17 protein-coding genes are annotated in these 20,010 nt (G+C 65.2%); 15 read left to right on the forward strand and 2 right to left on the reverse strand.

Annotation, left to right across the window (positions count from 1 at the left end; genetic code table 11):
* The first annotated feature begins 196 nt into the window (after nt 1–196).
* The 6 genes from AC1DVR_RS09725 (at nt 197) to AC1DVR_RS09750 (ending at nt 6,878) form a co-directional block, all read left to right on the forward strand.
* A complete protein-coding gene (locus AC1DVR_RS09725) occupies nt 197–973 on the forward strand; it encodes a DeoR/GlpR family DNA-binding transcription regulator (RefSeq protein WP_478000362.1) in 777 nt (258 codons plus the stop codon).
* Nucleotides 970–2,487, forward strand: a complete 1,518-nt coding sequence (locus AC1DVR_RS09730; RefSeq protein WP_478000363.1) for a sugar ABC transporter ATP-binding protein — start codon at nt 970–972, stop codon at nt 2,485–2,487. The genes AC1DVR_RS09725 and AC1DVR_RS09730 overlap by 4 nt, the downstream gene beginning before the upstream one ends.
* Nucleotides 2,484–3,470 carry an ABC transporter permease subunit gene (locus AC1DVR_RS09735; protein WP_478000364.1) on the forward strand — a complete coding sequence of 329 codons (987 nt, stop codon included), beginning with the start codon at nt 2,484–2,486 and terminating at the stop codon, nt 3,468–3,470. Before AC1DVR_RS09730 ends, AC1DVR_RS09735 begins: the two co-directional genes overlap by 4 nt.
* A 91-nt stretch (nt 3,471–3,561) precedes the next feature.
* Entirely contained in the window at nt 3,562–4,500 is a 939-nt protein-coding gene (locus AC1DVR_RS09740; RefSeq protein WP_478000365.1) for an ABC transporter substrate-binding protein, read from the forward strand.
* An 83-nt stretch (nt 4,501–4,583) separates the two neighbouring features.
* On the forward strand, nt 4,584–5,273 hold the full coding sequence (araD, locus tag AC1DVR_RS09745) for an L-ribulose-5-phosphate 4-epimerase AraD (protein WP_478000366.1): 690 nt from the start codon (nt 4,584–4,586) through the stop codon (nt 5,271–5,273).
* Between the two features lie 9 nt (nt 5,274–5,282).
* Nucleotides 5,283–6,878 (forward strand): ribulokinase, encoded by a 1,596-nt coding sequence (locus AC1DVR_RS09750; protein WP_478000367.1) that lies wholly within the window; start codon nt 5,283–5,285, stop codon nt 6,876–6,878.
* 12 nt (nt 6,879–6,890) lie between these two features.
* Here the strand turns inward: AC1DVR_RS09750 and AC1DVR_RS09755 are convergent, their stop codons facing one another.
* Nucleotides 6,891–7,736 carry a MurR/RpiR family transcriptional regulator gene (locus AC1DVR_RS09755; protein ID WP_478000368.1) on the reverse strand — a complete coding sequence of 282 codons (846 nt, stop codon included), beginning with the start codon at nt 7,734–7,736 and terminating at the stop codon, nt 6,891–6,893.
* A 136-nt stretch (nt 7,737–7,872) separates the two neighbouring features.
* On the opposite strand from AC1DVR_RS09755, the gene AC1DVR_RS09760 reads away from it, so the two are divergent.
* From AC1DVR_RS09760 to AC1DVR_RS09800, 9 genes are all read left to right on the forward strand, one after another.
* Nucleotides 7,873–9,414, forward strand: a complete 1,542-nt coding sequence (locus AC1DVR_RS09760; protein ID WP_478000369.1) for an ABC transporter substrate-binding protein — start codon at nt 7,873–7,875, stop codon at nt 9,412–9,414.
* 3 nt (nt 9,415–9,417) lie between these two features.
* Nucleotides 9,418–10,356 carry an ABC transporter permease gene (locus AC1DVR_RS09765; protein WP_478000370.1) on the forward strand — a complete coding sequence of 313 codons (939 nt, stop codon included), beginning with the start codon at nt 9,418–9,420 and terminating at the stop codon, nt 10,354–10,356.
* Nucleotides 10,353–11,183, forward strand: a complete 831-nt coding sequence (locus tag AC1DVR_RS09770; RefSeq protein ID WP_478000371.1) for an ABC transporter permease — start codon at nt 10,353–10,355, stop codon at nt 11,181–11,183. Before AC1DVR_RS09765 ends, AC1DVR_RS09770 begins: the two co-directional genes overlap by 4 nt.
* Nucleotide 11,184: 1 nt before the next feature.
* Nucleotides 11,185–12,783, forward strand: coding sequence for a dipeptide ABC transporter ATP-binding protein (locus AC1DVR_RS09775; RefSeq protein WP_478000372.1), 1,599 nt, complete (start codon nt 11,185–11,187; stop codon nt 12,781–12,783).
* 11 nt (nt 12,784–12,794) lie between these two features.
* A complete protein-coding gene (locus tag AC1DVR_RS09780; RefSeq protein WP_478000373.1) occupies nt 12,795–13,904 on the forward strand; it encodes a DmpA family aminopeptidase in 1,110 nt (369 codons plus the stop codon).
* Entirely contained in the window at nt 13,901–14,776 is an 876-nt protein-coding gene (locus AC1DVR_RS09785; protein WP_478000374.1) for a carbon-nitrogen hydrolase family protein, read from the forward strand. Before AC1DVR_RS09780 ends, AC1DVR_RS09785 begins: the two co-directional genes overlap by 4 nt.
* A 133-nt stretch (nt 14,777–14,909) precedes the next feature.
* On the forward strand, nt 14,910–17,765 hold the full coding sequence (locus AC1DVR_RS09790) for an ATP-binding protein (RefSeq protein WP_478000375.1): 2,856 nt from the start codon (nt 14,910–14,912) through the stop codon (nt 17,763–17,765).
* A 151-nt stretch (nt 17,766–17,916) separates the two neighbouring features.
* Nucleotides 17,917–18,840, forward strand: a complete 924-nt coding sequence (locus AC1DVR_RS09795; RefSeq protein ID WP_478000376.1) for an MBL fold metallo-hydrolase — start codon at nt 17,917–17,919, stop codon at nt 18,838–18,840.
* A 31-nt stretch (nt 18,841–18,871) separates the two neighbouring features.
* Nucleotides 18,872–19,336, forward strand: coding sequence for a nuclear transport factor 2 family protein (locus AC1DVR_RS09800; RefSeq protein WP_478000377.1), 465 nt, complete (start codon nt 18,872–18,874; stop codon nt 19,334–19,336).
* Between the two features lie 4 nt (nt 19,337–19,340).
* Here the strand turns inward: AC1DVR_RS09800 and AC1DVR_RS09805 are convergent, their stop codons facing one another.
* Nucleotides 19,341–19,976 carry a pyridoxamine 5'-phosphate oxidase family protein gene (locus AC1DVR_RS09805; RefSeq protein ID WP_478000378.1) on the reverse strand — a complete coding sequence of 212 codons (636 nt, stop codon included), beginning with the start codon at nt 19,974–19,976 and terminating at the stop codon, nt 19,341–19,343.
* Nucleotides 19,977–20,010: the final 34 nt, after the last annotated feature.

Genomic DNA, 20,010 nt, shown 5'->3' on the forward strand with positions numbered 1-20,010 from the left:
TCCGCGCATGAGAGGCCTTCGCGGCCTCGTGGCCGGTTCCGAGCTTTCCTCCCGATCTGTGTGAAACTGCGCAAGGGTGTCGCAGATGCAGAAACTTTCTTGCAGGTGCAGCGCGAATTTGCTCATCAGTGATGAAAATTGCGCATTGACTCACTTTATGTGATCAGATGTAATCATCGGCGGGAGGACGGCAAGCATGAACGACAGTGATCGACATTCGCGAATCCTTGGACTGCTCGCAGAACAGCCCTTCGCCTCGGTGCGCGATCTTCAGTTGGCGATCGGGGTCTCGGGTGCAACGCTGCGCCGCGACATCGAAAAGCTGCACGGCGCGGGGCGGGTGCGCAAAGTGCATGGCGGCGTGGCGGCGCTGGATGGCGGCGGGCGCAAGATTGCGGCACTCCCCTTCATGGAAAACCGCGACATCGCGGTGTCGCAAAAGCGCGACATCGCCCGGGCCGCCTCGCGGCTGGTGCGCGACGGCAGCCTGATCATCGTGCATGGTGGCTCGACCTGCTATCAGTTCGGCTGCGAACTGGCGCATCGCAATGTGCGCGTCTTCACCAATTCACTGCCGCTGGCGGCCTATCTCGGCGAAAACGGCTCGTGCCAGCTGACAGTGGGCGGCGGCGATCTGCACCGTGAACCGGGCATCCTGTACGATGCGACGGGCGGCGATTACGGGTTCTACGCCTCGCAGTTCTTCGTGGGGGCGCTGGGCATCAGCGAAGAGGGCCTGCTGGAGCAGCATCCGCTTCTGGTGCGCTTCACCGCCGAGATGAGCCAGCGCGCCAATGAAGTGATCGTTCTGGTCGACAGCCGCAAGTTCAGCGCCCGCCCGCCGACCGTGACCCTGCCGCTGGGCCGTATCTCCAAGCTTGTCACCGATGAGGGGTTGAGCGGCGAACATGCGCGGATGTTGGAGGACCACGGCGTCGAATACGTCATCGCGCCGAGGACGGGTGAGGCATGACCGCGGCTCCGATCCTCGAGATGCGCGGCATCTCGAAAACCTTCGGCGGCAACCGCGCGCTGCGCGATGTCAGCCTGGATGTCCGCCCGGGCGAACTTCATGCCCTGATGGGCGAGAACGGCGCAGGCAAATCGACGCTGATGAAGATCCTCTCGGGCGCCTATGTCGCCGACCCGGGCGGCGAGATCCGCTTCATGGGTCAGACCCGCCACGGGCGCGGCGATGGAATTGCGGTGATCTATCAGGAACTGTCGCTGGCGCCCAACCTGACGGTGGCCGAGAACATGTTCCTGGGCCGCGAGGGACGGGCCTTTTCGACCGTCAGCCGCGCTGCGCTGGTGGCGCGGGCCCAGCCGGTGCTGGACCGGCTGGGGATGGCCTTTTCGCCGCTGACGCCAGTCGGGCACCTGTCGCTTGGCGAGCGCCAGATGGTCGAGATCGCCCGGGCCCTGTCCACCGACGCCCGGCTGATCGTGATGGATGAGCCGACGACGTCGCTGTCCACCCGCGAATCCGAACGATTGTTCGATGTGATCCGCACGCTGAAATCCGAAGGCATCGCGATTGTCTACATCAGCCACCGGATGGAAGAGATCTATGCCCTGGCCGATCGGGTCAGCGTCTTGCGGGACGGTGCCTATGTCGGCACGCTGGACCGCGCCGATCTGAACGCCGCGCGGCTGGTGTCGATGATGGTCGGCCGCGATCTTTCCAGCTTTTACCGCAAGGACCACAAGGCGGCCCCGACCGGGGGTCGGCCGATCCTGACAGTGCGGGGCCTGACCGATGGCCGCATGGTGCAGGGTTGCGATCTGACGCTCTATCCCGGCGAGGTTCTGGGCATTGCCGGGCTGGTCGGCTCCGGGCGGACCGAGCTGGCACGGCTGATCTTCGGGGCAGACCGCAAGACCGGCGGAACCATGGAACTGGCCGGCGCCCCCTTCGATCCGGCCTCGCCGCACGAGGCGCTGGGCGCCGGGCTGGCCTATCTGACCGAAGATCGCGCCGCGCTGGGCGTGTTTCTCGACATGACGATTTCCGACAACGTCAATCTGGGCGTGATCGCCCGCGATGCCCGCCGCTGGGGCGTCTTGAACCGCAGTCGGGCCGCCGAACGGGTGGCGGGCGTGATCCAGCGGCTGGGGGTCAAGACCACCTCGGCGCGGCTCAATGTCGGCGCTTTGTCGGGCGGCAACCAGCAGAAGGTCCTGCTGGGCCGCCTGCTGGAGACCGGACCCAAGGTTATCATCCTGGACGAGCCGACCCGCGGCGTGGACGTGGGCGCGAAATCCGAGATCTACAAGCTGATCGACACTCTGGTGCAGCAGGGGATCGGGGTCATCATGATCTCATCTGAACTGGCCGAGATCGTCGGCGTCGCCGACCGGGCGCTGGTGATGCGCGCGGGGCGGATCGTGGGTGAGGTGAGCCCCGTCAACGGGGCCCCGATCTCGCAAGAGCACATCATGGCTTTGGGCACCGGAGCCACCGCCGCCGAGGAGGAGCGCGCATGAATACCAAGACGGCCACGGCCGCACCCGAGGCGGGCAACCAGAGCCTGCGCGGCATGTTGCAGGTTCTGGGCATGTTGCCGGTCCTGATCCTGCTGGCGATCGGCTTTCAGCTGATGAGCGGCAAATTCGTCAGCGTGAACAACCTGTCGATCGTCATGCAGCAGGCGTCGATCAACATCGTGCTGGCGGCGGGCATGACCTTCGTCATCCTGACCGGTGGCATTGATTTGTCGGTCGGTTCGGTCCTTGCGCTGAGTGCGATGGTCGCGGTGATCATCTCGCTGTTTCCGGGGATCGGCTGGCTGGGGGTTCCCGCCGCAATGCTGGCCGGGCTGGCTTGCGGGCTGGCCAATGGGATCCTGGTGGCCCTGGTGCGATTGCCGCCGTTCATCGTGACCCTGGGCTCGCTGACCGCGGTGCGGGGGGTGGCGCGGCTTCTGGGCGCCGATACCACGGTCTTCAACCCGGAACTGCCCTTCGACGTGATTGGCAACGGCTCCTTCCTCGGGATTCCCTGGCTTGCTCTGATCGCCTTCGCGGTGATCGTCTGCGCGTGGTTCATCCTGCGCCGCACGGTTCTGGGGACCTGGATCTATGCCACCGGCGGCAACCCGCAGGCGGCGCGGCTGACCGGGATCAAGGTGCCGATGGTGCTTCTCTTTGTCTACGGCGCCTCGGGGCTGCTGGCGGGTCTGGGTGGTGCGATGTCGGCGGCGCGACTTTATGCGGCCAACGGGCTGCAGCTGGGCCAGTCCTACGAACTGGACGCCATCGCCGCGGTGATCCTGGGCGGCACCAGCTTTGTCGGCGGCGTCGGTTCGATCTGGGGCACGCTGATCGGCGCCCTGATCATCGCCGTCTTGTCCAATGGCCTGATCCTCGTCGGGGTGTCGGACATCTGGCAGTACATCATCAAGGGCCTTGTCATCATTATCGCCGTCACCCTCGACCGCTACCGCCTGAAGGGCGGCGCGCGGACCTGAGGGGCGGCCCGACGACCCGGGCAGGACGGTGTGTCCGCGCCATCCCGCCCGGCAGAACCACACGCAACTGAACATGGAGGATATGATGCGCGTGACTAAACTGTTCGCAACTACGGCCCTTGTGGCGGCCATGGGGCTTTCGCTGTCCCTGCCCGCCGCGGCCAAGGACCTGAAAAGCGTCGGCATCTCGGTCGGCCTTCTGGGCAACCCGTTCTTCGTGGCCACGATCAAGGGGATCGAGGACGCGGCCAAGAAGATCAACCCCGACGTTCAGGTCACCTCGGTCTCGGCCGACTATGACCTGAACAAGCAGGTCAGCCAGATCGACAACTTCATCGCCTCGGGCGTGGATATCATCATGCTGAATGCGGTCGATGCCAGCGCCATCGCCCCCGCCGTGAAACGTGCGCAAGACGCTGGCATCGTCGTCGCCGCTTTCGATGTGTCCGCACCGGGCGCCGACGTCACAGTGATGACCAACAACATCCAGGCCGGCGAGAAAGCCTGCCAGTACATCGTCGATGCCATCGGCGGCAAAGGTAACGTCATTATCATCAATGGTCCACAATCCTCCTCGATCATCGACCGGGTGAAGGGCTGCAAGAACGTGCTGACCCAGCATCCCGACATCAAGATCCTGTCGGATGACCAGAACGGCCAGGGTTCGCGCGATGGCGGGCTGAACGTGATGCAATCCTTGCTGACCCGTTTCGACAGCATTGACGCGGTTTTCGCGATCAATGACCCGACGGGCATCGGCGCGGAACTGGCGGCCAAGCAGCTGAAGCGCACCAATTTCATCATCACCGCGGTGGATGGCGCGCCCGACATCGAAACCGCCCTGGCGGGGGATTCCATGGTCAAAGCCTCGGCCTCGCAGGACCCTTATGTCATGGCCGGCATGGCGCTCGACATGGGCTACAAGGTGTTGCAGGGCGAAAAGCCCGATCCCTCCACGATCCTTCTGGAGCCGGAGCTGATCACTAAGGAAAACCTGGCCACCTACAAGGGCTGGACAGCCCCGCGCTGACCGGCCTTCGGGCCGCGTCGCCACTCCCCGGCGCGGCCCACCTTCCGCCTTTTCCTGCATTCTGTCTGTCCCGCGAGTGGAATATGCTTATCGAACATCTTCGGCATTCCGTACTTGAGGCGAACCTCGCAACGGTGCGTCTCGGTCTGGTCGTCTCGACCTTTGGAAATGCGAGCGGCTTCGACCAAGCCAGCGGTCGGATCCTCATCAAACCCTCGGGCGTGCCCTATGAGGATCTGCGGCCCGAAGACATGGTGCCCGCCGACCTGCATGGCGTGGCGCTGGACAACCGGCTGCGCCCCTCGTCCGATCTGGCCACCCATGCGGTGATCTACCGGTCCTTTCCCGGGGTGGGCGGGGTGATCCACACCCATTCGACCTATGCCACGATCTTTGCCCAGGCCTGCCGGCCGATCCCGCCCCTGGGCACCACCCATGCCGACTACTTCCACGGCGAGGTGCCGGTCACCCGCCCGCTGACCCCCGAGGAAATCGCCGGAGACTATGTCGAAGCGACCGGCCGCGTCATCGTCGAGACCTTCCGCGACCGCGACCCGATGGAGGTGCCGGCGGTCCTGGTCGCCAATCACGGGCCCTTCGTCTGGGGCCGCACCCCGGCCGAGGCGGTCAACAATGCACTGATGCTGGAAGTCTCGGCGCAATTCGCCTGGCACACCTTGATGCTGGCCCCGCAGGTCCCGCCGATCTCGTCACATCTGCTGGACTGCCATTATTTCCGCAAGCATGGCGTGAACGCCACCTATGGTCAGTGAGGTCCGCCGATGGCGATTGTCGCAGGAGCCGATTTTGGCACGCTGAGCGTGCGCGTCACGCTGATGGACACGGAATCCGGCGCCAATCTGGGTGTCGGGATCGCGGAATACCCGCTGAAACGCTCGGCCGCCGACCCGCTTCTGGGCGGGCAGGCGCATGACGACCACATGAACGGACTGGCCCGCGCCATGCGTCACGCGCTGCAGCAGGCCGGGCTGAAGGGCGACGAGGTGGCGGCGCTGGCCTGCGACACCACCGGCTCTTCTGTCGTCATGGTGGATGACCAGCTGCGCCCCCTGGGGGATTATTACCTGTGGTGCGACCACCGCGCCCATGCCGAGGCCGAGGAGATCACCCGCACCGCCCGCGCGATGGGGGTCGAGGCGCTGGACTGGTGCGGCGGCGCCTATTCCCACGAATGGGGCTATGCCAAGCTGTTGCATTTCCTGCGCCACAACCCGGACAAGCGGCCGCGCTTCGCTACAGCGCTGGAACATTGCGACATGGTGGCCGCCACGCTTTGCGGCATCACGGCGCTGGCCGATCTGCCGCGTTCGGTCTGTGCCATGGGGCACAAGTGGATGTGGGGCGCGGCCTGGGGCGGGTTGCCCGCGCAGGATTTCCTCAGCCGGGTCGATCCTTTGCTGGACGGGGTGAACGCCAGGCTCGCCGGACGCTATCTGACCTCCGATCATCTCGCGGGGCATCTCTCGCCCCATTGGGCGGTGCAGCTTGGGCTGAGGCCGGGGATTCCGGTGCCGGTCGGCGCCTTTGACGCCCATTGGGACGCGATCGGGGCCGGCGCCGGGCCGGGCGATGTGTCCAACATCATCGGCACCTCGACCTGCATCATCGCTTTGGCCGGTCCGGGCTATCGCCCGGTCCCCGGTCTGTGCGGCGTGGTGCCGGGATCGGTGCTGCCGGGCCATGTCGGGGTCGAATCCGGCCAATCCGCCACCGGCGACGTTTTCGAGGCGATCGCCCGCCGGGCCGGCACCAGCGTCGGCGCCCTGTCGCAGGGGCTTGACCGTATCAGGCCGGGTGCCACCGGGCTGATGCGGTTGAACTGGGACAATGGCGACCGCACCGTGCTGGTCCGCTCGGATCTCGGCGCCGTGACGCTGGGCTGGGATCTGAACCACGGCCCGCAGGACGAGCTGCACGCCGCGATCGAGGGCATGGCGATGCATGTCGGCATCATCCACGACCGGATGGAGGAGGGCGGCCTGCAGGTGCGCCGTATCATCAATGCCGGGGGCATCCCGGGCAAGAATCCCGTGCTGAACCAGATCTACGCCGATGTCCTTGGCCGCGAGGTCCATGTGCCCTCGGTCCCGCCGGTGGGCGTCGGCGCCTGCATCTTTGCGGCACTGGCCGCCGGTGCGGTCCCGGATCTGGAAACCGCCCAGGCCAAGCTGTGCCGCGCGACCAAGGTCTATCACCCAAGGCCCGAAAACCGTGCGACCTATGACCGGCTGAAGGCGCTCTATCGCCGGACCTACTTCGCCTTCGGCCAGACCGGGCATGTCGATCTGTCCGATGTGTTGCCAAGGCTCCGCAAGAACCGCCTCGACGCGGCAGCTGCAGAGCTCATCCCCGGCTGAAGGGGCGCGGTTTCAGAACAGGTTCAGGCGCCGCATCAGAATCTGCCAGCGGTCATGGCGCAGGATGCCGTTATCCTGGTTGCTGCGTGCCACGGCATCAACCAGCACATTCAGGATCAGGGTCAGCGCCACCGTCGATTCAATGAACAGGCCGGAACCGGAGGCCGCATAGATCCGGTGGTCCGCCACCTCATGTGCCCAGTCGCAATATTCATCGCTGATCACGATGACCTTGAAGCCGATCTCCTTGGCGATCTCGGCGATCTTCAGGCCGTCGTTGGCATAGGGCACGCCATCGATCAGGATCACCGTGATGGGCTTCGGCCGCGGATCACCCACATGGGACAGCCATTCGACCAGCATGCCATCGCCCGCCGACAGGAAACGCACATTGTCGCGGGCCAGCGCGAGGCGGCGGCTGAAGTCTTCCGCGGTGCCGCGCAGGGCCTGAAACCCGGTCACATAGACCTGCTCCGAGCCCGCGACCGTCTTGACCAGCTCGCGCCAGGATTCGCCGGTGAACTCGGCAAACAGCTTTTCGATGGCGCGGATTTCGTTGGCTCTAACATCGGTATAGAGGTCGCGCCACTCTGCGTCCTTGTTGTCATCGGTCAGGTGGCGTTCGTTTACGGCCTCAAGTTTCAGCTCCAATTTCAGGCCGGTGATGCTTTTGTAGCCCGCCTTGCGCAGGAAACGGCTCACCGAAATCTCGCTGACACCGGCCTTGCGGGCGAGAGAGCTGCCCGTCTCGAACGGAATTTGGTCCATGTTTCGAATGATGTAGTGGGCGATGCGCGCTTCGGTCGCCGAGAGTTTCGGGATCAGCGCGTTCAGCTTGCGTGTGGTCGTGACGGACATGCGCAGCGGGCTCCACGAGAGGGGTCAGATCTGACAGAAATATACCATGATAATGTTATTGACAGAAAGTCAACGTCGGGCGGACACTCTTCCCCAACGCGGTGCTTGAAAACCGCCTGTCTCAGGGGAAATCGAAATGGATCGTCGCAGCTTTATCACCTCTGCTTTGGCCGCCGGTTTTGGCGGAACTTTCCTGATGGATCGCATGATCTCGACCGCGGCGGCGGCGGGCACCAAGGTGCTGCGGATGGGCTATGCGGCCCCGGTGCAGACGCTGGACCCGATCAAGACCGTTTTCGGGCCGGACATCATCAGCCAGGGCATGATGTTCGCCCGCCTGATGAAGGCCAATGCCGATGAAAGCGTGGTGGGGCCGGGTCTGGCCGAAAGCTGGACCATTTCGGAGGATGGCCTGACCTATGTCTTCAAACTGCGGGAGGGGCTGAAGTTCTCGGACGGCAGCCCGCTGACTGCCGAGGATGTCGCCTTCAGCTTCAACCGGATGCGGTTTCAGAAGGACACGGTTTACGCCGCCCCCTTCCAGCCGCTGAAAACCATCGAGGCGGTGGACCCGCTGACGGTGAAATTCGGTCTGGACCGCGCCTTCCCGCCCTTCCTGAAATTGTGCGAGATCTGGAACACCGGCATCGTCTCGAAAGCCTATGTCACCAAAGTGGGGGACGAGGCTTTCGCCACCAAACCCGAAGTAACCTCGGGCCCCTTCAAGCTGGTCGAATGGAAGACCGGCGACCGGGTGATCATGGCGCGCAACGAGAACTACTATATCCCCGGCCATCCGCTGCTGGACGGGCTGGAGTTCATCTTCGTCCCCGACGTGAACACCGGGGTGGCGATGGTGCAGGCAGGCGAGCTTGAGGTGTCGATGGGCGTGCCCTTCGGCCGGATGAAAGAGCTGGAGGCGGCGGGGGTCACCGTCGTCTCGGAACCGTCCTCGGCCACCTATGACATGCTGATCAACCATGAAAAGGAGCCGTTCAGCAACCTGGCCTTCCGCCAGGCCATCAGCTTCGGCATCGACCGCCAGGTGATCAACGATGCGGTGACGGCGGGCTATGGCACGGCGGCAAGCTCGATCTTCAGCCCGAAGCTGGCCTTCTTCGACAAGGACCTGCCCGTGATTGCCCGCGATGTGGAAAAGGCCAAGACCTTGCTGGCGTCCTCCGGCATGGCGCCGTCGTTCGAGCTTCTGACCAATGCCGGCACCACGGACGAGGACAAGACCGCCGTCCTCATTCAGGCGCAGCTGGCCGAGGTGGGCATCACGGTCACCGTCTCGACCGTCGACCCGGGGCAGGTCTGGACCCAGCTGGTGTCGGGCGATTATCAGGCCCAGCTGAACTGGTGGTACAACGAGACCACCGACCCCGACAACGCCGTGCGCTGGTGCGTCTGGGGCGCGGGCGACAACAAGTCCTATTACACCCGCTACAACAATGACGAGGTCAACACGCTGATCGACGCGGCGGCGGGTGAGTCCGACGATGCCAAGCGGGCCGAAATGTACGCCAAGATCCAGAAGATCTGCGTGGATGAAGTGGCGCAGGTCGCCCTCTATCACCCGACCTGGACCAGCGCGCGCGCCAAGTCGGTGACGGCGCTGACCTATGACCTTGGCTCGCAATATGCCACGATCGACGACACGGATCTGGTCGGCTGAGCCATGGGCCGTTTCGCCTTTCTGCTGCGGCGCCCGTTCGAGCTGATCCCGGTTCTGTTCGGGATCAGCCTGATCACCTTCATCCTCTTGCAACTGACACCCGGCGACCCGGTGCGGCTGCTGCTCGGCCCTAAGGCGAGTGACGCGGCGATTGCCCTGGTCCGGCAAAGGTATGGCCTGGATCAGCCGGTCTTCGTGCAGTACTTCTATTACATCAAGAACGTGCTGGGCGGCGATTTTGGCCAGTCGATCAGTTTCCGGTCCGCCATCGGCCCGGTGCTGCTCGACCGGATCGGTCCCACGGTCTACATCCTCGTCTATGGTCTGGCGCTGTCGGTTCTGCTGACGCTGATCCTTGGCGTGATGGCCGCGCGGAGCCAGGGCGGCTGGGTGGATCAGACCATCCGGGTGATCTGCGTCGTGGGCGTTGGCATTCCGTCTTACTTTGTAGGCCTGCTGCTGGTCCTGGCGTTTTCGCTCAGCTTCAAGATCTTCCCGGTCTCGGGCTATGCCGACAGCTTTTTGGCCAACCTTTACCACCTGTTCCTGCCCGCCCTGACCATCGGCATCTCGGTCACGCCGATCCTGACGCGGAACTTTCGCGCCACCTTGTTGCAGCAGATGAACGCCGGTTACGCGGTGGCGGCCCTGTCGAAAGGCGTGCCGGAAAAGACAGTGTTCTGGCGCCATGTCTTCTGGAACTCGCTTCTGCCGACGGTCAGCCTGTTCGGCGTCGTGGCGTCCTTCCTGATCGGCGGCACGGTGGTGATCGAGAATGTGTTCAACATTCCGGGGCTTGGGCTGCTTCTGGTCCGCTCGGTATTAAGCCGGGATTATCTGGTGGTGCAGGGGGTGACGCTGGTCATGGCCTCGGGGATCGTGATCTCCAACTTGTTGATTGACCTCATGATTGCCGCATTGGACCCGAGGGTGAAGACATGAGAACCACAACCCTTTGGCTGCAAAAAGAGGCCCCGCGCTCGTTGCAGATCGGCCTGACCGTGACGTTTCTGTGGGTGCTTGCGGCGGCCTTCGCCCCGATGCTGACCCCCTTCGATCCGATCAAGATCGACGCGGTGAATGCCCTGCTGCCGCCGGGCGGCGCGCATCCCCTGGGCACCGACTCGGTCGGCCGTGACCTTCTGGCGCGCATCCTGTACGGCGCGCGGATGGATCTGTTGATGGCGGTGGCGGGCGTCGCCGGGCCCTTCGTTCTGGGCACCGCGATCGGTCTTCTGGCCGGTTATTCCGGCGGCTGGATCGACGCCGTTCTGATGCGGATTCTTGAGGTGACCATCTCCTTCCCCTATTTCGTGCTGGTCATCGCCATCGTCTCGATCATGGGGCCGGGGCTGCAAAGTTACATCGTCTCGCTGACCGTGGTGAACTGGGTGACCTATGCCAGGCTGGTGCGGTCCGAGACGCTGGTGCTGACCCATGCCGATTTCATCCTCGCCGCCCGCGTGCTGCGCTATGGCCGCTTGCGGATCATGTTCCGCCATATCCTGCCCAATGCCATCGTACCTTCGGCCGTGTTCCTGATGACCGATGCGGTGCTGACCATCGTGCTGGGATCGTCGCTGGGCTTCCTTGGCCTTGGAGTGCAGCCGCCGACGCCGGAATGGGGTGTGATGATCGCCGAGGGGCGCACCTATCTGGGCAGCGCCTGGTGGATTTCGCTTTGCCCCGGCATCGCCCTCTGTTCGCTGGCCTTTGGCCTGTCGCTGGTGGCCGATGGCGTGGCGCAAGTTCTGGACCCGGAAAGCTGACATGCAAGACCTTGTTTCCGTTCAGAACCTGTCGGTCAGCTTTGATACGACACAGGGGCCGGTTGATGCGGTCCGCGACGTCTCCTTCGCGATCCGCCGGGGCGAGGCGCTGGGCATCGTCGGAGAAAGCGGCTCGGGCAAGTCGGTGGTCTGCCGTGCCTTGTTGCAGCTTTTCGCGCCGAACGCCCGGGTCACCGGGGGGCAAATCCTGCATGAGGGCAAGGACGTCCTGAAGATGTCGGCCACCGACCTCAACGCCTATCGCGGCGAGAAGGCGGCGATGATCTTTCAGAACCCGTCCACCCATCTCGACCCGATCATGAAGGTCGGCGATCAGGTGGCCGAGGGGCTGATGATCCACCGCAACCTCAACCGGGCCGAGGCTGCCTTGCAGGCGGTGCAGCTGCTGGATGACATGAAGATCCTGGAACCGGCGCGGCGCGCGCAGGCCTATCCGCATGAACTGTCAGGCGGCATGCGGCAGCGCGTGATGATCGCCGCCGCCCTCGCCTGCGGGCCGGGCCTGCTGATTGCGGACGAGCCGACCACCGCGCTGGATGTGACGGTGCAGGCGCAGATCCTTGGCCTGATCCAGACCATCCGCAAGGAGCGTGACCTGACGGTGGTCCTCGTCTCGCACGATCTTGGCGTGATCGGCGAGGTGTGCGACCGCATCATCGTGATGAAGGACGGCCAGATCGTCGAGACCGGCACCACGCAGGAAATTCTGACCGCCCCCAAGGCCGAATACACCCGCAACCTGATCCGCTCGCAACCCTCGCTGCTGCCCGACCGGGCAGAGCCTGCGTCGGAGGGGCCCGAGATCGTCTCGGTCAAGAATCTGTCGGTGCATTTCGGCGCGCCTAGGGCCTTGCGCGACATCGTGGGCCGCAAGCCCGGCCATGTGGTGCGCGCGGTGGAGGATGTGTCGCTCTCGGTGCGGCGGGGCGGATCGCTGGGGGTCGTGGGGGAATCCGGGTCGGGCAAGAGCACCCTCGCACGCGCCTTGGTGGGGCTCGTCAAGCCGACCTCGGGCAGCTTGCAGATTGCGGGGATCGGGGGGCGTGATCGGGGCCGGGTGGTGCAGATGGCGTTTCAGGACCCCTATCTGGCGCTCAACCCCGCCTATACCATCGCGCAGACCCTGTCCGAGCCCTTCATCGCCCACAAGCTCTGCGCCCCGTCCGAGGTGCCGGCCCGCCTGAAAGCCCTGATGCGGCAAGTCGAATTGCCCGAGGATCTTTTGCGCCGCAAGTCCGGTCAACTGTCGGGCGGGCAAAGGCAGCGGGTGGGCATTGCCCGGGCGCTCGCCATGTCGCCCGATATCCTGATCGCGGATGAGGTGACCTCGGCGCTGGATGTCTCGATCCAGGCGCAAATTCTGGACCTGTTCAAACGGCTGCAGCGCGACCTTGGCCTGACGCTGATCCTGATTTCGCACGACCTCGCGGTGGTGCGGTACCTGTGCGAGGACGTGGCCGTCATGCAGCACGGCAAGCTGATCGAATTCGGCCCCGCCGCACAGGTCCTGCGCCATCCGCAAACCGCTTACACCCGGGCGCTGCTGAACGCGGTGCCGAAACTGATGCTTCCTGAATGAGGACCTTTTCCATGACAAAACCGCGCGCCCGTGATCTGGGTCTGCCCTTTCCCGGCCAACCCGGCCCCTTCAACGCGATCACCGATGTGCCCGGCGTTCTGGTGGGTTTCACCACGCTGACCGATCCGTCCCGCCACATGCGTACCGGGGTGACTGCCATCCTGCCGCGCGCGGAAACCGGCAGCCCGCGCCCGGTCTGGGCCGGGTTTCACACGCTGAACGGCAATGGCGAGATGACCGGCGTGCATTGGATCAACGATGCGGGCTATTTCGTCGGGCCGATCTGCATCACCAACACGCATGGCGTGGGCGCGGCCCATACCGGCTCGACCGAGTGGATGATTTCCACCTATTCCAAGCATTTCAAGGAGGAACATGCCTGGGCCATGCCCATCGTGGCCGAGACCTATGACGGCACGCTCAGCGACATCAATGCGATGTTCGTCAAGCCGGAACATGCGGTGGCCGCGCTGAATGCGGCCAAATCTGGTCCGGTCGAGGAAGGTTCCACCGGCGGCGGCAACGGCATGATCTGCTATGACTTCAAGGGCGGCACCGGCACCGCCTCGCGCCAGATCGTGGTCGGGGGGAAGACCTATACGATCGGGGTTCTGGTGCAGGCCAATTTTGGCTCGCGGCCCTGGTTCACCGTGCTGGGCGTGCCGGTCGGGCGCGAGATGGCGGAAGGCTGGCAGCGCAACAAGGAGACCGGCTCGATCATCGTGATCATCGCCACCGACGCGCCGCTGACTGATGCGATCCTGCGGCAGCTGGCCAAGCGCGCCTCGATCGGCATCGGGCGCTCGGGCACGCCGGGCGGCAACAACTCCGGCGATATCTTCCTCGCGTTTTCGGTGGCCGACGACATGCCGCACAGCCTGTTCGCCGGGCCGATGATCACAAGGCACTCGCTGAACTGGGAGGAGCTTGATCCTTTCTACGAAGCCGCGGTCGAGGCGGTCGATGAAAGTGTCATCAATGCCATCGTGGCGGGGGAGGATGCCCCGACCTTCAAGCCCGAGGGTTTAATCTGCCCGGCCATCGACACGGGGCGCCTGATGGAGGTCATGGCGGCCTATGGACGCGGCGCCACCAAACCCGTCATGGAGCCGGCCGAATGACCACCCCACGCGAAGACACGCGCTTTCTGGTCACCGGCGTGCAGATGCCGGTGGCGCTGGGCGGCGGGAACATCCCGGCGATGGCGGCCAAGGTGGCCGAGGTCATGGCGCTGTTTCCCGGCACCGACATGATTGTCTTCTCCGAACTCGCGATGCACGGGCCGCTGCTGGCGCGGGCCTCCTCCGATCCGGAGGCGGATATTGCCACCTTCAGCGCCCTTGCGGCCAGGCATCGGGTCTGGATCGTACCCGGCTCCTTCTACCTGCGGCGCGAGGGGGCGATCTATAACCATGCCGTGGTGATCGACCCAGAGGGCCACATCGCCGGGCGCTATGACAAGCTGTTTCCCTTTGCCCCATTTGAAAACGGCGTCACCGGCGGCACGGGCTTTCTCAGCTTCGACGTGCCCAAGGTCGGCAAATTTGGCCTGAGCATCTGTTACGACATCTGGTTTCCCGAGGTGATGCGCACGCTTTCAAACCAGGGGGTCGAGGTCCTGCTGCATCCGACGCTGACCGGCACCACGGATCGGTCAGCCGAAGGCGCCATCGCGCGGGCGACTTCGGCGATGTTCCAATGCTATGTGGTCGATGTGAACGGGCTGGAGGGCGGCGGTATCGGTCGCTCGGTCGTGACCGATCCCGGTGGCAATGTCGTCCATCAGGCGGGTCAGACGCCCGAGATTTTCCCGGTCATGCTGGATCTGGGTCTTGTCCGGCAGGTGCGGCGCGATGGCGCGAATGGCCTGGGTCAGGTCCTGAAGTCGTGGCGCGACGGGAGCGTCACTTTCGAGGACCCCAACGAGGCGCGCCGTTCCCCTTATCTTAACAGTCTTGGCCCGCTGGAGCCGATGCGCAAGCGGCAGCCGTGACCGAAGGCCCATGCCAGCAGACCGGCAAGAGGGGAGTGTGGCCTGGCGCGGTCAGAACCCATCCTCCGGATAGACCCGCGCGCGTCCATGCCTTAGGATTCCTGCCTGACCACTCCAGCGGGGGCAGCCTGCCATGCAAATCGACCCACCGAGGCCGGGGCCAAGCCGCTTTGTCTTCGGCCCTTTCGAGCTGACGCCCGAACGCCAATCCCTGCTTTGCGCGGGCGCTCCGGTGCGACTGGGCGGGCGGGCGCTGGATATCCTGACCATGCTGGTCGAACGGCCGGGAGAAATCGTCAGCAAAAGGGCGCTGATGGATCGGGTCTGGCCCAGCACCGTGGTCGATGAGAGCAATCTCAAGGTCAACATGTCGGCCCTGCGACGGGTTCTGGGGGAAATGCCCGGTTCCGGCCCCTATATCGCGACGGTCGCCGGCAGGGGCTACCGGTTCGTAGCCCCGGTGGACCAGCGCCCTGGGATCGGCCCGCCCGGCCAGGACCCCGCGCCCGCACGTCGGGCGGACAACCTGCCCAGCGGGGCGCTGCGGATTTTCGGCCGCGATGCCGAGATCGCGGCGATCCGTGCCGATCTGGCGACCACCCGGATCGAAACCATCGTCGGTCCCGGCGGGGTCGGCAAGACGACCGTGGCCCTGGCGGTGGGGGAGTTGGCGGTGGGCGACTTCCGGGCCGGGGTCTGGTTCGTCGATTTCGGCACGCTCAAGGACCCGGCCATGGCGCCCTTCGCGGTGGCCGCGGCCATCGGCTTCAGGACCGGCGCGGCCGACACGCTCGCCGCGCTTTGCGAGCATTTGCGCGACCGCGAGATGTTGCTGATCTTCGACAATTGCGAGCATGTCATCGAAGTCGCGGCGGAATGTGCGGAGCGGATCTCGTCGCGGGCGGGGCGTTTGCGCATCCTCGCCACCAGCCGCGAGCCCTTGGGCGTCAGGGGAGAGCGGGTGCGCCGTCTGGGCGGGCTGGACACGCCGCCGGAGTTGCCGGATCTGACCGCGGCGCAGGCGCTCGCCTTTCCGGCGGTTCAGCTTTTTGCGGAGCGGGCGACGGCGCGTTCTGCCGCCTTCGTCCTGCGCGATGACGAGGCGCCCTTGGTGGCCCGGATCTGTCGGAAGCTGGACGGGCTCGCTCTTGCGATCGAACTTGCGGCGACGCGCATCGACATGTTCGGGGGCCGTGACCTGCTCGCACAGCTGGATGATTGCTTTCGCGTTCTGGTCGGCCGCCGCGCCGGCCCCGAGCGCCAGCGCACGCTGATCTCCACACTGGACTGGAGCTACAATCTGCTGCCGTCCGAAGAGGCCGAGGTTCTGAGCGCGGTTTCCGTCTTTGCGGGCGGAATTGGTCTGGCCGATGCGTCGGCGGTCGCAGAGATGGACGGGGCGGAGGTTGGGCGCCGGATGATGCATCTGGCGGAAAAGTCGCTCGTCTCCTCCGAACTCCGGTCCGGCGAGGTCGCCTACCGGCTGCTGGAAACGACCCGCGCCTATTGCCGGGACCGCCTGCTGGCTTCGGGCCGGCTGGATGGGATGCACCGCCGCCACGCCACGCGGATCTGCGCGGTGCTGGATCAGGCCGCCCGGGAATGGCCCACGACCCCGGCGCCGGACTGGGGCAACCGCTACAAGTCCGTCCTCGCCGAACTGCGCGCCGCGCTGGATTGGGCCGGGTCCGAGGGCGGTGACCCGACCCATCTGGTGCGGCTGACGGCCGCGGGCACCCCGCTTTGGAACCATTTCTCGCTGACCAAGGAGTGTCGGGTCGCAGTCATTCGCGCGATTGGCGCCCTTGAAGCTTCGGGGCTGGCAGGGACAGCGACCGAGATGAAGCTTCAGACCTTTCTGGCCGGGGCGTCGATGTTCACCTACAGCCTGAAGATCGACACCCTGGCTGCCGCAGAGCGCGCCATGCAGATTGCCGAGGCGCTGGGCGACACTGACTTCCATCTGCGCAATCTCTGGCTGATTGCGGGCTACGAAGTCTTCACCGGCCAACACAAGGCCGCCCAGGCGCGGATGGAGGGCTTTCTGGCCTTGGCGGAGACAAGGGACATTTCCGCGCTTCCCGATGGCATGACGCTTCTGTCTTTGGCGGAGTTTTATCTTGGGCATATCGACCGCGCCATGCAGCGCATCGAGCAGCGGTTCCGCCCTGACCCCGCCGCGGCCACCGGCGCGCAGCTGGCGCGGTTCCTGTTCGAGACGACCAGCAAGTTCGGCGTCATCCTCGGGATGTTCCAATGGGTCGCCGGGCGCCCCGACACGGCGGCCCGCACCAGCGACGCGGTGCTTCACCATACGATGCAGATTGGCCACGAGATGACGATCGTGACGGCCCTGGTCGTCTCGGCCATCCCGGTCGCGCTGTGGAACCATCAACACGACCTGGCCCGCAGTCATCTGGCGCTGCTGGAAACGCTGGTCGAGCGCAACGATCTGGAAACCTGGCGCCCGGTGATCCTGTGTTTCCGCGGGCTGCTGGCTTGTGCCGAGGATGCGGTATCGACCGAGGCCATCGCCCTGCTGAAGCAGGGCATTGCCGGTCTCGACGCGATCCGGCACCGGGTGCGCACGCCGTATTTCGTCGGCGCCCTCGCCGCCGCCCTTGCTGGCAGCGGTCAGCTTGACGAGGCGAAACGCACCATTGCCGAGGCGCTTGACCGTGCGCGGGCGCAGGAGGAGGTGTGGTGCCTGCCCGAACTTCTGCGCATCGAAGCCTCGGTTCTGTGTCTGGAAGGGCGCAGGCAGGCGGCGGAAGCGCTTTTGGTCAAGGCCATCGCCCTCGCGGCGGAGACGGGTGCGCTGGGCTGGCAGTTGCGGGCTGCGAACGACCTTGCCCGGCTTTGGTCTGCGGCGAACCAGGCGGACCGCGCGCGCGAGATGCTGCACCCGATCTATCTGCAATTCACCGAGGGGCACGACACGGGCGACCTCAAGCTTGCCTGCCGGATCCTGAGCGATATCGGCTGCTGACTGCGGCACGCGGATCGTGCCGCGAGGTGGCGCGGACTCTGGGGCGGCTTCCCCGGGTTTTTACCACAATTAACAAGGCGCCGCCCCTCGCTCCGGTTACCCTCCGCCCGGAGAGCCCCCGATGCCCGCAAGCCAGAACTGGAGAAACCCCATGATCCCGAACCGCATGTCCCGCCGGCGTTTCACCAACAGCTTGGCCGCGATGGCCGGCGCCAGCCTTGCCGGAGCAGGCTTTTCCCGCCCCGCCCTCGCGGCAACACCCTTCAAGCTCGGCAGCAAGACGGTCATCGCCCTGTCGGATGGCACCTTCGCCTTCCCGAACGAGGCCTGGATCGGGGCCACCGACGCCGAGAAGGCAGGCTTGGGCAATCCCGTGGTGATCGGGGCCAATGCCTATGTTCTGCGCGCGGGCAAGCGGGTTTTCCTGCTGGATGCGGGCGCGGGCAACGGCACGTTCATCACCTCGCAGTTCAAGACCGTCGGCCGCGTGCCCGCGGAACTGACCGATGCGGGGCTTGCGCGGGAGGATATCACCGACATCGTCATCACCCATATGCATCCCGACCATTTCGGCGGCACGGTCTTTGACGGGGCGCGGACCTTTCCCAATGCGAAGATCCATGTGAACGCCACCGAATGGGCCTTCTGGACGCAGGACGGGTTTGACACCACCGCGCCCGAGGCGATGCGCCCCATGGTGGCCGCCGTGCAGGAAACCGCGCGTCAGGTCAAAGAGGCGGTCGTCCTGCAGGAGGGCGAGGCCGATCTGGGCGACGGCGTGACGATGCTTCCCGCTTTCGGCCATACCGCAGGCCACAACGTGGTTCTGGTGGATCTGGGAACCGAGAAGCTGCTTCTGCTCGGCGATACCGTGGTCTCGGACCACATCCATTTCGAACATCCCGAAGTCGGCTGGATGCTGGACGCCGATCCGGCCACCGCAGAGGTCACGCGCCGCAAGGTTCTTGACATGGCCGCAAGCGAGGGGCTGATTGTCGCCGGCAACCATGTCACGGCGCCGGGGCTCGGCCGTGTGGAGCGCGCGGGCGGGGCCTTCCGTTTCGTGGCGCTCTGATCCGGCCCCACCCTGAAGAAGGAATGCCACCATGACCCGGCCCCCGCTGCCGCCCTTCACCGAAGCGACTGCCATCCAGAAAGTCCGGCTGGCCGAGGATGGCTGGAACAGCCGTGATGCGGCCAAGGTGGCGCTCGCCTATACCGAGGATACGCGCTGGCGCAACCGCGTGACCTTCGTGACCAACCGCGCCGAGGCGCAAGCTTTTCTGACCGGCAAGTGGAACCGCGAACTTGACTACCGCCTGATCAAGGAGCTGTGGGCTTTCACCGGCAACCGGATCGCCGTGCGTTACGCCTATGAATGGCACGACGACAGCGGCAACTGGTACCGTTCCTATGGCAACGAGAATTGGGAGTTTGCGGCGGATGGCCTGATGGCGCACCGCCATGCCTGCATCAACGACCTGCCGATCCGCGAGGCTGACCGCTTGTTCCGCTGGCCGCTGGGTCGCAGGCCGGACGATCATCCCGGCCTGTCGGACCTCGGCCTGTAACACCTCAGCCGGGCGGCGGGCCCGCTTCGCCCAGTCGGGCGCGCAGCGCGGCGTTTTCCTGCTCCAGCCGGGCGATGGCCTCGTGCAGGGGCTGCACGGATGCCACGACCTCTGCCTCGGTGAAGCGGGGGGTGATGTGCTGGGGGCAGTTCCAGTCGAAGGCCTTCAGCCGCAGGCGAAAGATCCTTTCGATCCGCGCGCCGTAGTCGGCGTCGGTGACGCTGTGGCGCAGGGCCGGGTCGTCCTCCGGTCCCAGCTTTTCGACCTCACCGTAAATCTTCAGGCGCGCCCTTCGGGGATAGTCGACCAGGATCAGGCAGGCCTTGCCATTGGCGAGGAAATTGCCGGTGCTGATATACTGCCGGTTGCCGCGGTAATCGGCAAAGGCCAGGGTCTGCGGGTCGATCACCTTCAGGAACCCCGCAGGCCCGCCGCGATGCTGGACATAGGGCCAGCCGGATTGCGAGACCGAGCCGATATAGAAACTGTCGCGTTGCGCGATAAAACCGGCCTCCTGTTCGGTGAAACGGTCGGATTCGCGATGGCCGCGGAACGGTGTCCACAGATGGTCCGCGCCCATCTCCACCTGCGCCGCGTGAACGCTGGGCGTCAGCGCGATCTCCATGAAGCCATAGGCCATCCGCGTCCTCCGATATCTGGCAATTCCTGCCGAG

Source organism: Rhodobacter sp. P2_H5 (assembly GCF_056403335.1).

Coding starts and splice junctions, on each gene's coding strand:
- AC1DVR_RS09785 (WP_478000374.1), top strand. CDS start 13,901: ATGACCACCCCACGCGAAGACACGCGCTTTCTGGTCACCGGCGTGCAG.
- AC1DVR_RS09765 (WP_478000370.1), top strand. CDS start 9,418: ATGGGCCGTTTCGCCTTTCTGCTGCGGCGCCCGTTCGAGCTGATCCCG.
- AC1DVR_RS09800 (WP_478000377.1), top strand. CDS start 18,872: ATGACCCGGCCCCCGCTGCCGCCCTTCACCGAAGCGACTGCCATCCAG.
- AC1DVR_RS09725 (WP_478000362.1), top strand. CDS start 197: ATGAACGACAGTGATCGACATTCGCGAATCCTTGGACTGCTCGCAGAA.
- AC1DVR_RS09795 (WP_478000376.1), top strand. CDS start 17,917: ATGATCCCGAACCGCATGTCCCGCCGGCGTTTCACCAACAGCTTGGCC.
- AC1DVR_RS09755 (WP_478000368.1), bottom strand. CDS start 7,736: ATGTCCGTCACGACCACACGCAAGCTGAACGCGCTGATCCCGAAACTC.
- AC1DVR_RS09790 (WP_478000375.1), top strand. CDS start 14,910: ATGCAAATCGACCCACCGAGGCCGGGGCCAAGCCGCTTTGTCTTCGGC.
- AC1DVR_RS09770 (WP_478000371.1), top strand. CDS start 10,353: ATGAGAACCACAACCCTTTGGCTGCAAAAAGAGGCCCCGCGCTCGTTG.
- AC1DVR_RS09780 (WP_478000373.1), top strand. CDS start 12,795: ATGACAAAACCGCGCGCCCGTGATCTGGGTCTGCCCTTTCCCGGCCAA.
- AC1DVR_RS09750 (WP_478000367.1), top strand. CDS start 5,283: ATGGCGATTGTCGCAGGAGCCGATTTTGGCACGCTGAGCGTGCGCGTC.
- araD (WP_478000366.1), top strand. CDS start 4,584: ATGCTTATCGAACATCTTCGGCATTCCGTACTTGAGGCGAACCTCGCA.
- AC1DVR_RS09735 (WP_478000364.1), top strand. CDS start 2,484: ATGAATACCAAGACGGCCACGGCCGCACCCGAGGCGGGCAACCAGAGC.
- AC1DVR_RS09805 (WP_478000378.1), bottom strand. CDS start 19,976: ATGGCCTATGGCTTCATGGAGATCGCGCTGACGCCCAGCGTTCACGCG.
- AC1DVR_RS09730 (WP_478000363.1), top strand. CDS start 970: ATGACCGCGGCTCCGATCCTCGAGATGCGCGGCATCTCGAAAACCTTC.
- AC1DVR_RS09760 (WP_478000369.1), top strand. CDS start 7,873: ATGGATCGTCGCAGCTTTATCACCTCTGCTTTGGCCGCCGGTTTTGGC.
- AC1DVR_RS09775 (WP_478000372.1), top strand. CDS start 11,185: ATGCAAGACCTTGTTTCCGTTCAGAACCTGTCGGTCAGCTTTGATACG.